The organism is Streptomyces javensis, assembly GCF_039525925.1.
In the GTDB taxonomy this organism is placed as follows: domain Bacteria; phylum Actinomycetota; class Actinomycetes; order Streptomycetales; family Streptomycetaceae; genus Streptomyces; species Streptomyces asiaticus.
In genome coordinates this window covers 14,646-27,747 of record NZ_BAAAIF010000097.1, presented here as the reverse complement: position 1 = coordinate 27,747, position 13,102 = coordinate 14,646, and the positions used below count along the sequence as shown (strand labels likewise).

Genomic DNA, 13,102 nt, shown 5'->3' with positions numbered 1-13,102 from the left:
CCTCCCGGAACAGGTCGGGAAGCACCTGCATGATCGCCACGTTCGCCGCTGCGTCGCGTAGGCGGTGCAGTCGGGTGGTCTCCTGCCAGAGCTGACTGGCCGGCCGCGGGGTGCCGTCGAAAATGGGAGTTAGGTCGTACCGGCGCAGCTCGCGCAGGACGGACGACGCGGCGACCTGCCATTGATTCTCGTCGGGTGAGCTGTTGTACGGACGGCCGATCAGGTCGTTCGGATGCACATGCAGCTCGGCGGCGAGCAGATTGAGCAGGCCCACCCGGTCAAGTTCGATGAGGCCGCGTTCCATCTTCGACACCCACCCCTGAGACTTCCCCAGGGCGGCGGCGAGGTCAGCCTGCGGCATCCCGAGACGGAGCCGTGCGCGACGCGCGCGGCGGCCGATCTCCTCGGCTTCTTCCAACATCAGTGCGCCCCCTTTGCGGTGTGGCGCCGGCGGGGTTCAAACGGGCGGCGAGGCATCCGTGCTCCATCCGTCGGGCGTATACCTCAGAACGGTACCCATGGTGCGGGGCGGGTGTGGAGCGCTACAGAGCAGGAAGGGCAACAGGAACGACGAAGGCGCCCCCGCTCCGGCGCGAGGCCGGGCGGGGGCGCTGTGCTCATGGGGCGTCGTCGACGATGAGTCGGGTACGGGCGTCGACGCGGTCGACGGCGTCGCGCAGGCTCGACCCGCTGTTCGGGCGCAGCCCGTGCTCGACCGCGACGAGCTGCTGCTCGATGATGTCGAGTCGCTACATAACGCCTGGGCGGGCCAGCATGCCCTGCCGGTCGTCGGTCACCTCGACCTACAAGGGCTTCGGCCGTGACTTGACCGTTTTGAGAATCTTCTCGGCTGCCTGCTCCGGGTCTTCGTGTTCCCATACGCGGATGACGGACCAACCCGCGTTACGTAGTGCCTCGTCGGTCTCCGCGTCGCGAGCTCGATTTCCGGCGATCTTCTCCTGCCAGAACGCCGCGCCCTTCTTGGCGGGCCGGTGGTGTTCCGGGCAGCCATGCCAGTAGCAACCATCGACGAAGACGGCGACGTGGGCCTTCGTGAACACCACGTCGGCGGTCCGGCGCAGGTTGGGGAGGGGTCTGGCTCCCACGCGGTATCGCAGTCCGCGTCTGTGGAGCGCGGATCGCAACAGCTTCTCAGGCTTCGTGTCCCGTCCCTTGTTGGCGGACATGACCGCTCGGGAAGCGGGGGAGGACGCCCACGAGCCGGGGGGAACGGACTCCGTGGTCACGTAACCGGCGGCGTGAGCCATGCTCCAGGCCTGCTCCAGGTTCGCGGCGCGCGTCGTGGCGTCTACCTCGCCGACATACCGTTCTTGTGTCTCGCCTTCCTGAGACCATCGCAGGTAGGCGCGGATGCGGCGGGTGCTGCGGTATAGGCGCAGCGCGATGGACGCGCGCGCGTAACGGCCGTCGCCGATGTCGACCGCGCGAGCGAGCCGGCTACCGGCGGCCCGGTCCTGCTCAGCTGCTCGGGTCTCTCTGCCTACTCCCGCTCTCGGCTTCCACGCCTGATCGGGAGGCATCCGATCCTTCCAGCACCTCTGTCGACCGCTCGCGGCTTCGGTCACTTCCGCTTCTCCCGGTCCCCCAGAGCTCCAACCGACTTGAGAGCGTTGGCGACAGCTTCCGCGAAGGCCGCCCCGAGCTTGACGGGCACGGCGTTGCCCAACTGCCGCATCTTTTCGCCCCGCGGTCCGTCGAGAACCCAACGATCAGGGAACGTCATGACTCGCGCAGTCTCACGCACGGTCATGTATCGGTATCCGTCCCCGCCCCCGAAGTTGACGAAGTTGACGTTGTCAAGCTGCATGACGGATTCCCCGCCCGGCACGCCATGCACACCCGCCTTGACGGTCTTCGCGGGCCGGTCCAGCACGTTCGGGGTGTGTCCGGTGTACATGCGAGCTCCAGGCCACCCAACGTGGTCGGGGATACCGTCTACTTCGACCTTGTCCTTGACGGCTTCCTCCGAAACGTACGGAAGTGGCTTTCCCTCGTTCTCGTCGATTCCCGCGATGGCGTCGCGTAGCGTGCGCCACGGAGCCAGCTTCAGCTTCTCCTTGACTTTCTCGTTCTCGTAGTCGAGTTCGGGAAGATTGGCGATGACGCGTTTGCGAACATCGACAGTCACCTTGTGTCGCTTCCAGTATGGCCCGCCCTCACGCATGGAGTAGATCAGCGACTCCTCGGAGTGTGTCTTCGTGGGCATGAATTTTTCCCAAGCGACATCGAGGTCAGCGCGGAATGCGACGATGATCACTCGATTCCGAATCTGAGGCACGCCGTAGTCAGCGGCGTTGACCTCCATCTCCTTGACGACGTATCGCTCCGACAGATCAACTGATTCGTTGGCGATCAGCTTTTCAAGGAGTTCGTTGTGGTCCTCCCATGTGGCATCTTCGTCGCGCTCCACGAAAGGGAGGGTCAATTCATTCAGGATGTATTTGAAATACGGCTTGAAAGACGGGCGAAGCAGGCCGCGAACGTTCTCGCAGATGACTGCTTTGGGTCTCATTTCCCGAATGGCGCGGAACATCTCTGGGAACATGTTCCGCTTGTCTTCCGTGCCCTTGTGGACTCCCCCCAGGCTGAAGGGTTGGCACGGTGGTCCACCGGCGAGAACGTCAACCTCTTCGGTGATGTGCTCGCTGAAGTCGATCTTGCTCACGTCGCCGGAGACAAGTGGCCACCGCTTCTCGGGCTCCTTGGGGTCCGGCGGGTTGTTCTTCAGGGACTGGCAGGCCCGTGGGGCCAACTCGTTCACCAGGAGCGGACGGAAGCCCGCTGCGTGCACAGCCATCGCGAGCCCCCCGCCACCAGCGAACAGCTCGACACACGTCCCCACCTCTTGGCGTTCTTCTCGCAGCTCGGGCATGAGGGAAGCGTACCGCGGAGTTTATGATCATGGTGACACATCCCGCAACTTGTGTCGCGTGTCCCCCAGTTGCACCAGATAGGCTGCGCCGTGATCAGGAATTCGTAGCGGACGAGGTGCTCAGATGACCAACGGGTACAGCGATCAGTTCCGGCTCAGCATCACGGAGGCGCTGAGCAGGCAGCTATACGCTGCCCTGAAGCGCCTGGAGCCCGCGCCCCTCACGCAGGAAAATCTCGACGCCCTCGCCCCTCAGGCCGAGAAGCTTGGTCTCCCCAACATGTCGGGCGTGTATCAGCTCTTCCGGCAGTTGCCCGGCAAGGAGCGCGAACTCGCCTATGTGGGAAAGGCTGACGAGCCGCTCCCCGATCGTCTTGGAAACCACCTCTACAAGCTGTCGGGACGAGAGGGTATTTCCATTGATGAGATGTCGTTCAAGTGCCTTTTCGTCGAAGAGGATCTCTCTTCCGTCTCTCCGGAAAAGATGCTCATCAAAGAGCATCTCAAAAATGGAAAAATCGTCTGGAACAATCGCGGCTTTGGCAACAACGACCCGGGGCGCAATCGCGATCGGACCGTGATCAAGAGAAATCACTTCGATCTAGAATTCCCCATCGACCTCGCCCGAAAGGTGAAGGGGGTCACGCCCGGGGTTCAGTCACTGCATGAGCTGCTGGGGGAGATCAAGCGTGGCATACCGTTCAACTTCCGCTTCAAGCGCTCGGCCACTTTCAAGAAACTGCTTGTCACCGTTCCCGACGGGGAGATGACCGTAGACGAAGCGTTTCGTTTGGTCGCGCGGTACCTGCCTGACAAGTGGCAAATCTGTGCTCTGCTCGGCTGGGCGATCATGTACGACGACAGCCCCTCTACCTACCCCAGCGCCCGTCGTTATTACCGACTTGACGAAGTCTTCACTCAGGAGCCGAAGACTCGGAAGCCTACCAAGAGCGAGATGGAAGACGCAGTCGAGGACGAAGACGCTGACTTCGACGAGTAACGTCGCTGAACCGGCAACGTGTCCCGCCCAAGGCGACTAAAGCGTGTTGCAGAAAGCCGCCTGAACACGGCTTTCTGCAACACGCTTTAGAGGGAATCCTAGACCGCCATGCGTCTGTCCTTGCTGGACGGATGTGACGATTTCCTAACCTAGATCTTGAATGAGGGGTTGCCAGCCCGAGAAGCGCATTAGTGCGAGGAGGGCCGCCCCCACGGCATGCCGGGGCGACCCTCGCAGCACGAGGGGCGGACTCAGCGCAGGGCGCTGAGCTTTTGCCAGGACGGGTAGGGGAGGTTCCAGTCGCCGAAGCCGTTGCCGGTGGAGACCGTGGCGCGGGTGGAGCCCGATATCTCGACGATGTCGCCTCGGGTGGCGCGGTTGTAGAACCACTTGCCGTCGGCGAGGGACATGCCGACGCAGCCGTGGCTCTGGTTGCTCTGGCCGAAGTAGCCGAGGCCCTCGTTCCAGGGGGCGGCGTGGGCGTAGGTGCCCGAGGTGGTGAGGTGGACGGCCCAGGGGACGTCCTTGTTGTAGGGGTCGGCTATGCCGACGGACTCGCTGGTCATGTTGACCATGGGGGCCTTGTCGAGGACGACCATGGTGCCGTTCCAGGTGGGGTAGGAGGGCTGGCCGGCGGATATCGGGATGGTCTTCTGCTTCTGGCCGTCCTCGTAGACGGTCATCGTGTGGTTCTTGATGTCGACCTTGGAGATCCGGGGCGTGCCGATGGTGAAGGTGGTCGAGACATCGCGGCGGAGGTAGCGGGAGTCGCCGGTGTTCACGCCGCTGAGGCGGGCGCGGAGGGTGACCTTGGTGCCCTTGTGCCAGTAGGTCTTGGGGCGCCAGTCGACGCGCTCGATGCCGGTGAGAGGGTCCTTGACCCAGCCCCAGGAGCCTTCGACCTTTGGGCTGGTGGAGATGGAGAGGCTGCGTTCCACCGCCGCCTTGTCGGTAACGGGATGGTCGAAGGCCAGGGAGACCGGCTGGCCCACGCCGACGGTGGCGCTCTTGGACGGGGTGACGGTGACGCCGTTGACCTGCTGGGCGGCGCGGGTGCGGAAGGTGGAGTGCTGGACGGCGGTCTTGCCTGCGGCGTTGGTGGCCGTGGCCTCGACGGTGTAGGTCGTGCCCGGGGTCATGGTGCGGTTGGATTGCCAGCTGGTCTTGGCGTGGGAGAGGGCGCCGGTCACCGTGACGGCCTGGGAGCCGGCGCCGTCGGGGGCGATGCGGACCTTGGTGAGGGTGCCGTGGGAGGCGGCCACCTTGACCGGGGCGTCGGGGGCTATCGCCGCCGAGTCGCTGCCGGGGGTGATGGTGATCCGGGCGGGCTTGGCGTCGGCCGGGTCCACCGAGGCGGATTTCGACGCGGACTGGCATCCGGCGAGCAGGGCGACGGCGATGGCGGGCACCGTGAGGGTGCGCAGGGAACGTACGGAGAGCACGGAGGACCTCTTGCGGGAGTCGTGAGGAGCGGTGGCGGGAGGGGAGGTGCGGGTCAGCAACGCCTCTTCACCTCCTCGGGGTTGGCCCGGTACGGGCCGGGGGACGCGGTGGCGGCGGGATCGAGGCGCCACAGCGAGACCGATATGCAGTAGGCGGAGGGGCCGTCGGTGTAGTCGCCGGACGGACTGCCGATGCCCTGGGCCTGGAGAACCCCGACCCGGGTGCCCGAGCGCATCAGGACGACCTGGGCGTCATGCGGTGCGCGGGGCGAGTGCCAGCCGTAGGTCATGGTGGTCGGCTGGTCGGCCGCGAGTTTGGGTGACGAGGTGTTGCCCAGCGCGTTGGGGCGGGCGCATCGGTCCTTCAGAGTCTCCTCGAGGGAGGCGAAGACCTTCGCCGCCTCGCCGTCGCTCGCATAGGCGTTGATGGTGTGGCGTGCCTGCTGCGCCTTGCGGCCCTGATAGTCGCGGGTGCGCTGGGCGAGGGGGCGCGGACCGTCGAGGCGGCAGCTGGGTGAGAGGGCGAGCAGCGGTGCCCGGCCGTTGTCGGTGGAGGTGGTGGAGTCGGCCGTCTTCCAGCGCACCATCGCGTCGAACGGCAGCGCCGAGGGGCGAAGGAGGGCGCTCGCGGGGATCGGCGCCCCCGGGACGCGGTCCGTTCGCGGGGCGGGCGGTGCCGCCGGGAGCGTACGGCTGGAGTCGTCGCCCGGCAGCAGCCGCCAGGAGCCCGCGGTCACGGCGGCCACCGCCAGGACGGCCGCGGCGGCGATCGTGGCGCGCCGCCGTGCCCGGCGCCGACGGCCGCGCGATCGCACGGCTTCCGGGCCCGCTAGACGTATGGAGGGCTCGACATCGCGAGCGATATCGCGCAGGCGCTCGTCCAGATCAGCCATGGGAGGGCACCTCCTTGGGGTGGCAGACGGGCGGATGGGGAGCTGGCGCTCGTGTCGGTGTCGGTGCCTCGCTGTCGGCATCGGCTTCGGTATCGGCTTCGGGGTCGGCGAGATGGGAGCCGAGGGCCTTGCGGGCACGGCTCAGCCGGGTGCGCACGGCACCGGGGGAGACACCCGTCTCCCGGGCCACCTGCTCAATGGGCAGATCGAGGAGGTGGTGCAGGACCACGGCCGTACGCTGCTCGGGCTTCAGCCCGCGCAGGGCATGGACCAGCGCCACCCGGTCCGGGGCGAGATCGGGGAGATCGGGGGGCGGGCCATGGCGGAAGTGGGCCCGCATGCGGTTACGGGCGCGGCGCCAGGAGCTGACGGCGAGGCGCAGGGCGACGGTGCGCACCCACGGCGTGGGATCCCCCTCGGCGGTCAGCCGGTCCCAGCGCTGCCACGCCCGGGCATACGCCTCCTGCACCGCGTCCTCGGCCTCGGCGAGATCGCCCGTCGCCGCGTAGACCGCGGCCACGAGCCGCTTCGCCGTAGCCGTATAGAACTGGTCGAAATCGGATGGTGTGGATGAAGGTGTTGGTCCTGACATGAATCCCCCGCGCCCCCGCATGCTCCCCGCTTCTATGTAGGAACACGTCCGAAAGGGGCGGGAGGTTACAGACGACTTTCCGGGCCGCCGGATCCGTACGGCACGGGGGAGGTGTGGGGCATCGCCGAATTCACGGGCAGCCGCGGGCTCCGCGGTGGTTGCGGGGCTTGCGGTGGCTGCTGGGCCTGCGGTGGTTGCGGCGTTCGCGGTGGTTGCGAGCCGTGCGGGAGCGGGGCGCCCCACGGTGCGTAGGTGGGGTGGGGCCCGTACCGCGCCTGGGCGCCGGAGCCGGGGCCGGGGTCGTAGCCGGACCCGGGGCCGCCGTGGCCGATGCCGGATCCGGGGCTGCCGTACCCGTAGCCGGAGGCGGGGCTGCCGTAGCCGTGGCCCTGACCGCTTCCGTAGCCGTAGGCGTACCCGCCGCCGTACGGCCCCGCGGGCCAGTACGGTGCGGGCATCGTCCCCGGGGCCGGCCGGGGTACGCGGCGCGGCCGGGGGAGCGGCACCGACAGTGCCGCGTGGGCCAGGGCGGGCTGGGCCGTCTCCCGCCGCTCCCACAGCCGGTCCAGCAGTTCCTTCTCGTGCGTGGTGAAGTCCGGCCCCGCCGTACCCCGGTACGCACGCCGGCGCAGCAGGGCCAGCGAGGTCGCGAAGGCGGTGTACTCGCCGACCGTACGGGCCGCCGCCGCGCCGTGGGTGCGGCGGGCGAGGTCGCGGGCGATGCCGCGGGCGCGCATCGAGGACAGCGCGAGCGGCTCGGGCGGGGTGAGCCAGCCGGCCGTCTGGTAGGCGGTGAGCTGCTCCCGTATCGCGCGCAGTTCCTTGGTGCGGGACCAGATCGTCAGCCAGGTCAGCAGCCCGAACACCGGGACCATGAACAGGGCGTAGACGATGAGGAAGCCGTAGCCGCCGAGGGTCGCCGAGCCGTTCCAGACGCCGTGCAGGACCATCGCCGTCAGCAGCATCGCGATCGGTATGAGGACGCGGCGGACGCGCTGGTGCCGCGCCGCCGCGGCGGCTATGCCGAAGCCCACACCCGTCATCGAGGTGAAGAGGGGATGCGCGAAGGGGGACATCACGGCGCGGATGAAGAAGGTCGCGGCCGTGGTCGACCGGATGCCGGAGTAGCCGAGCGTCTGGTCGCTGACGAAGGCCGAGCCGAGATAGAGGATGTTCTCGGTGAAGGCGAAACCGGTGGCGGTGATTCCGGCGACGACGACCCCGTCGACCAGCCCGTTGAAGTCACGGCGGCGGAAGAGGAAGAGCAGCAGGACGGCGGCCGCCTTGGCGCTCTCCTCCACGAACGGCGCGATGAAGGTGGCGCCCCAGGTGTCGGCGTCGGCCTGGCCGGTCGGGGACGAGGAGTCCACGGTGGTCATGAGCCATTCGGTGGCGAAGCCGTTGGCTATCAGCGCGACCAGCGTCGCCGCGCACGCGCCCCAGGAGAAGGCGAACAAAAGGTTTCGCCAGGGCTTGGGGTCCACGCGGTCCAGCCACCGGAAGACCGCGATGATCAGCGGCACGGGGAGGACGGCGAGGCCGAGCCCCACCAAGAAGCCCTTGGTGCCCGTCTGCTCGCGCACCAGCGCCAGGATGATCAGGCCGGAGAGCGAGAGCAGACCGGTGAGCGCGGTGGCCCGGAGCGCCTTGTTGTGCCAGACGCGGGCGAGGCGGCCGCCCGGGCCCCACAGCCGCTGGCGGGGCGGTTGCGGCCAGCCCGCCGGTGCGGCGCCGGTGTGGAACCACGGGTGCTGTTCGCCGTACGGAGCGCCGTAGGGCGTGCCGTGCGGGGCGTCGGCCTGCGGGGCGTCGGCGTGGTGCGGGGCGTCGGCGTGCGGCGCTGTCTGTGCCGCCTCATGCGGTGCGTCCCCGTGCCGGGCGCCCTGCGGTGTCCCGTGCGGTGCGCCGTCTGACGCCTCGTGCCGAGCTCCTGGCGGTGCCTCGTACGGCGGCGTGGCCGGTCGTGGCTCGGGCGGCTCTTGCGGGGGCGGGGACTGATGCACTCAACCGACCCTAACGAAAGGGGGAGGGGGACTCAGGGGTTATGCCCATCCCCTTGGGGTCGTTATGTGTCGTTGCGGCGGAAGATCAGGTCATGGACGAGGTGTCCCTTGTCCAGCCCCTGGCCCTCGAACTTGGTGAGCGGCCGGAAGTCCGGGCGCGGGGTGTAGCCGCCGTCGGCCTGGGTGTTGTCGAAGGCGGGGCTCGCGGAGAGGACCTCCAGCATCTGCTCCGCGTACGGCTCCCAGTCGGTCGCGCAGTGCAGCAGCGCCCCGGGCTTCAGCCGGGTGGCGGCGAGCTCGATGAACTCGGGCTGGATGAGGCGTCGCTTGTGGTGCCGCTTCTTGGGCCAGGGGTCGGGGAAGAAGACCCGCAGTCCGGAGAGCGAGGCGGGGGCCAGCATCTCGCGGAGCAGGATGATCGCGTCGCCGTTGGCGACCCGGACGTTGTCCAGGCCGTTCCGCTCCGCGAGCGCGAGCAGATTGCCCTGGCCGGGGGTGTGGACGTCGGCGGCGAGGATGCCCGTGCCGGGGTCGGCGGCGGCCATCTGCGCGGTGGCCTCCCCCATGCCGAAGCCGATCTCCAGGAGGACGGGGAGGTCGGGGCGCGGGCCCGCCTCTGTGGCGAACAACTCACCGAGGTCGATACGGCGCAGCCCGTCGATGTCCAGGCCCCACTGCGGCCACAGGCGGCGCAGCGCCTCGCCCTGGCCCGGGGTCACCCGGCCGCGGCGGGGGCGGAAGGAGCGGATGCGGCGCTCGTGGTGCGAGCCCGCCGGATCGGCCGCGGGGCCGCCGGGGAACATCGGTTCGCTGCGGTCACGGGGGGCGGGCAGAGCGCGCTCCACGTGGGAATCGGGGGCGGTGGGCTTCTCGGACACAGTGCTTCGATTCTACGGGCGGGGGCGGGGAGGCCCGGCCGTGCCGACCGGGTGGGGGTGGGCGGTGGAGCCTGGGCGTGCCTCGGCGGCTGGGCTCGGCCGTACGGTTGACGGCTGGGCCCGGCCGTACGGCGACCGCTGGGCACGACCGTACGGCGGTGGGCTTGGTCCCACCGTACGGTCGCGGTTGGGGTCGGCCGGTACGGCCGCGGCAGGCCCTGGCCGGTACGGCCGCGGCAGGCCCTCCCTGGCCCGTAGGGCTCGCGGCAGGCCCTCCCTGGCCCGCGCCTCGGCCCCGCACGGCCGAGACCGAGACCTCGCCCCGTACCTCGGCAACGGTCCCAGCCGTACGGCGGCGGCGATGGGCCCCGGGCCCTACCCCTCTCGACCCCGCACGCCGCCCGCCCTGTCACCCCGTCCGCAGGGTCTCCAGCACTCGGCCGGCGACCTCGCGGCCGATCGGCAGGGAGGCCGTGGCCGCGGGCGACGGAGCGTTGAGCACATGGACGATCCGGGGCGACTGCGAGATCAGGAAGTCGTCCACCAGCGTGCCGTCCGGCAGCACCGCCTGTGCGCGCACGCCCGCCGGGGCCGCTATCAGGTCGTCGGCCGTCACATCCGGCAGCAGGCGGCGAACGGCGTCGGTAAAGGCGCGCTTGGACAGGGAGCGCCGCAGCTCACCCGCCCCGTACCGCCAGTGGCGGCGGGCGATCCGCCAGGAGCCCGGATACGCCAGCGTGCCGGCCAGCTCCTGCGGGCGCACCGTACGCCAGGCGTACCCCTCGCGGGCGAGGGCCGGCACCGCGTTGGGCCCGATGTGGACGCCGCCGTCGATGCCGCGGGTCAGATGGACGCCGAGGAACGGGAACGCCGGGTCGGGCACCGGGTACACCAGACCGTTCACCAGCGAGGCGCGGGAGGGCGCCAGCTCGTAGTACTCACCGCGGAAGGGCACGATCCGCATGCCCGGGTCGTCGCCCGCCAGCCGGGCGACGTGGTCGCAGTGCAGCCCCGCGCAGTTGACCAGGGCCCGCGCGCGCAGCACCGTGCCGTCCGCCGTGCGCACCGCGACCGCGGAGGGGCGCCGGCCGATGGTGCGCACCCGCGCTCCGTACCGCACCGAGGCACCCGCGTCCTGGGCCAGCCGGGCCAGCCTGGCCGTCACCGCGCCGAAGTCGCAGACGCCGGTCGTGCCGACATGGATCGCGGCGAGGCCGCGCACCCATGGCTCGTACTCCGCGATCTGGGCGGGGCCCAGCTCCCGCACCGGGATGCCGTTCTCCCTGCCGCGCTGGACGAGGCCGTGGAGCCTCGGCAGCTCGGAGCGCTCCGTGGCGACGATGAGCTTGCCGGTGACATCGTGCGGGATGCCGTGCTCGGCGCAGAACTTCACCATCTCCGCGGCGCCGCGCACCGCGAACCGCGCCTTGAGCGACCCCGGCCGGTAGTAGATACCGCTGTGGATCACGCCGCTGTTCCGCCCGGTCTGGTGGCGGGCCGGGCCCGCCTCCTTCTCGAGCACGGTCACGCGGGTGCCGGGCGCGGCGCGCGTGATCGCATACGCCGTCGACATGCCGACGATCCCGCCCCCGATCACCAGCACGTCGCAGTCCAACGCCGTCACGCCATGTCACCTCCCCACGCGCCACACCGTCCAGTCGCCCGACCGTCGATCCCTATCATGACCTGCGCCACTGACAACGGCCCGAAACCCAAGTGAGGACTAGGGTCCGGGCTAGGCCGACCGGTCATGTGGATCGATTCATCTCGAACCGCTCATTCCGGGCGGCTCGCCTCCGAGTCGCCCATTCCGGGCAACTTGCGTCTCATCGTTCAGCCCCGGCCGTTCACCACTGATCGCGGTCGCTCGCACCTGCTCGCATGACGCTCGCATCCGCCCCCGCGCCGCCCCCGCGCCGCTCACGCCGGCGCCACCAGCAGCGGCCGCGCCTGCTCGCGCAGCTCGGCGACGCGCGGCTCGTCGCGGTACGCCTCGAGGCGCCGCATCAGGTCGCGCACGTACTCCGTGGTGCGCGCGGACGAGATCCGGTTGGCGACCTCCACGGCACGGGCGCCCGCCGCACAGGCCGCGTCCAGATTGCCGGACTCGAGCTCGGCGACGGCGGACACCACCAGCCGCAGCCCGTGCGACCGTACGAACTCCTCCGTCGGCCGGGCCAGCGCCTGCTCGGTGAAGCGCCGCACCTGGCGCGGCAGCCGGAGATCGCGGTAGCACTCGGCGGCGTCGGCCGCGAACCGCTCATGGCTGTAGAAGTCGAGCCAGGACGGATCGGGGTCGCCCGCCCGCGAGCGCTCCAGCCAGCCCTCGGAGGACTTCAGGGCCGCCCCGCAGGCGGGCCCGTCCCCGGACTTGGCCTGGGCGCGCGCCTCCACGAGCCGGAAGAAGCTCATGGTGCGGGCGGTGGCCAGGCCGCGGTTGCGCTCCAGGGCGGCCTGGGCCAGGTCCACGCCCTCGTCGGCGAAGCCCCGGTAGGTGGCCTGGAGGCTCATCGACGCCAGCACATAGCCGCCCAGGGGGACGTCGGCCGCGGCGCGGGCCAGGCGCAGCGCCTGGATGTAGTACCGCTGTGCGGCCTCCTGTTGGCCGGTGTCGAAGGCCATCCATCCTGCGAGCCGGGTCAGTTCGGCGGTGGCGCCGAAGAGGGAGCGGCCGACCTCGTCGCTGTACGAGCCGAGCAGCAGGGGTGCCGCGTCCACCCTGAGGCACTCGGGAACCATGGAGGAACGCCAGTCGCCGCCGCCGTACTTGGAGTCCCAGCGGCGCGCGTCCTCGGCGGCCTCGCGCAGCTTGGTGACGTCACTGTGGCCGACGCGCTGTGGCGGTAAGGCGTCCGGCGCCGCCGCGCCCGAGGTGCTCGCGACGGTGGTTGCGTCCTCGGCGTCCTTGGGTTCGCGGGCCACCGAACTGTCGGCGGGGGATATGAGCCAGCGCGAGGCCGGAGTGGCGTACGCGCTTACTGAGAAAGATCCGGCCAGGCTCTGCCAGATGCCGACACCGCCGCGCCGACCCGCGAGATCCAGCCGGTAGAGCTCGGTCGCGGAGCGGACGGCCTGGCCGATGTCGCGCGGGAAGGCAAGCCCGACCTCGGGGGCCGGATCGGCATCGGCCAGGCCGATCTCGTGCAGGGGGACGGGGCGGCCGAGTTTGCTCCCGATCGCAGCCGCAATGAGGTGTGGCGCGGCGCCTTGGGGCACCATGCCCTTGGACACCCAGCGCGCGACGGACGTCTTGTCGTAGCGAAGCGTCAGGCCACGCTGGGCGCCGAGGTCGTTGACTCTGCGCGCGAGCCCGGCATTGCTGATCCCAGCGAGGGCGAGAACGGTGCCGAGCTTTTCGTTCGGCCCGCGTGGCTCCCTGGACATGCGCACCCCTCGACAGC

11 protein-coding genes are annotated in these 13,102 nt (G+C 69.8%); 1 reads left to right on the top strand and 10 read right to left on the bottom strand.

What is annotated here, in order from left to right:
* The 3 genes from ABD329_RS43905 to ABD329_RS43895 form a co-directional block, all read right to left on the bottom strand.
* Positions 1-421, bottom strand: a 421-nt coding sequence (locus ABD329_RS43905) for a helix-turn-helix domain-containing protein (RefSeq protein WP_344317916.1), incomplete at its 3' end; no start/stop codon positions are given.
* A gap of 382 nt (positions 422-803) precedes the next feature.
* Complete coding sequence (locus ABD329_RS43900; protein ID WP_198279750.1) at positions 804-1,541, bottom strand: very short patch repair endonuclease; 738 nt, start codon at positions 1,539-1,541, stop codon at positions 804-806.
* A 41-nt stretch (positions 1,542-1,582) separates the two neighbouring features.
* Positions 1,583-2,893 (bottom strand): DNA cytosine methyltransferase, encoded by a 1,311-nt coding sequence (locus ABD329_RS43895; protein WP_198279751.1) that lies wholly within the window; start codon positions 2,891-2,893, stop codon positions 1,583-1,585.
* A 124-nt stretch (positions 2,894-3,017) separates the two neighbouring features.
* Between ABD329_RS43895 and ABD329_RS43890 the strand changes: the two genes are divergently transcribed.
* Complete coding sequence (locus tag ABD329_RS43890; protein WP_198279752.1) at positions 3,018-3,893, top strand: GIY-YIG nuclease family protein; 876 nt, start codon at positions 3,018-3,020, stop codon at positions 3,891-3,893.
* 251 nt (positions 3,894-4,144) lie between these two features.
* Here ABD329_RS43890 and ABD329_RS43885 read toward each other — a convergent pair whose 3' ends face one another.
* The 7 genes from ABD329_RS43885 to ABD329_RS43855 form a co-directional block, all read right to left on the bottom strand.
* Positions 4,145-5,395: a L,D-transpeptidase gene (locus ABD329_RS43885; RefSeq protein ID WP_198279753.1), complete on the bottom strand. Its 1,251-nt coding sequence runs from the start codon at positions 5,393-5,395 to the stop codon at positions 4,145-4,147.
* Complete coding sequence (locus ABD329_RS43880) at positions 5,389-6,228, bottom strand: hypothetical protein (RefSeq protein ID WP_198279754.1); 840 nt, start codon at positions 6,226-6,228, stop codon at positions 5,389-5,391. Before ABD329_RS43880 ends, ABD329_RS43885 begins: the two co-directional genes overlap by 7 nt.
* A complete protein-coding gene (locus ABD329_RS43875; protein WP_198279755.1) occupies positions 6,221-6,820 on the bottom strand; it encodes a SigE family RNA polymerase sigma factor in 600 nt (199 codons plus the stop codon). Before ABD329_RS43875 ends, ABD329_RS43880 begins: the two co-directional genes overlap by 8 nt.
* Before the next feature lie 65 nt (positions 6,821-6,885).
* Complete coding sequence (locus tag ABD329_RS43870; protein WP_198279756.1) at positions 6,886-8,511, bottom strand: PrsW family intramembrane metalloprotease; 1,626 nt, start codon at positions 8,509-8,511, stop codon at positions 6,886-6,888.
* A 374-nt stretch (positions 8,512-8,885) separates the two neighbouring features.
* Positions 8,886-9,626 carry a tRNA (guanosine(46)-N7)-methyltransferase TrmB gene (trmB, locus tag ABD329_RS43865; RefSeq protein ID WP_344317918.1) on the bottom strand — a complete coding sequence of 247 codons (741 nt, stop codon included), beginning with the start codon at positions 9,624-9,626 and terminating at the stop codon, positions 8,886-8,888.
* Between the two features lie 484 nt (positions 9,627-10,110).
* Positions 10,111-11,325 carry an L-2-hydroxyglutarate oxidase gene (gene lhgO / locus ABD329_RS43860; protein ID WP_198279054.1) on the bottom strand — a complete coding sequence of 405 codons (1,215 nt, stop codon included), beginning with the start codon at positions 11,323-11,325 and terminating at the stop codon, positions 10,111-10,113.
* Positions 11,326-11,621: 296 nt separating this feature from the next.
* Positions 11,622-13,085, bottom strand: a complete 1,464-nt coding sequence (locus ABD329_RS43855) for an NsdA family TPR-like regulatory protein (protein ID WP_198279053.1) — start codon at positions 13,083-13,085, stop codon at positions 11,622-11,624.
* Between the last annotated feature and the right edge of the window lie 17 nt (positions 13,086-13,102).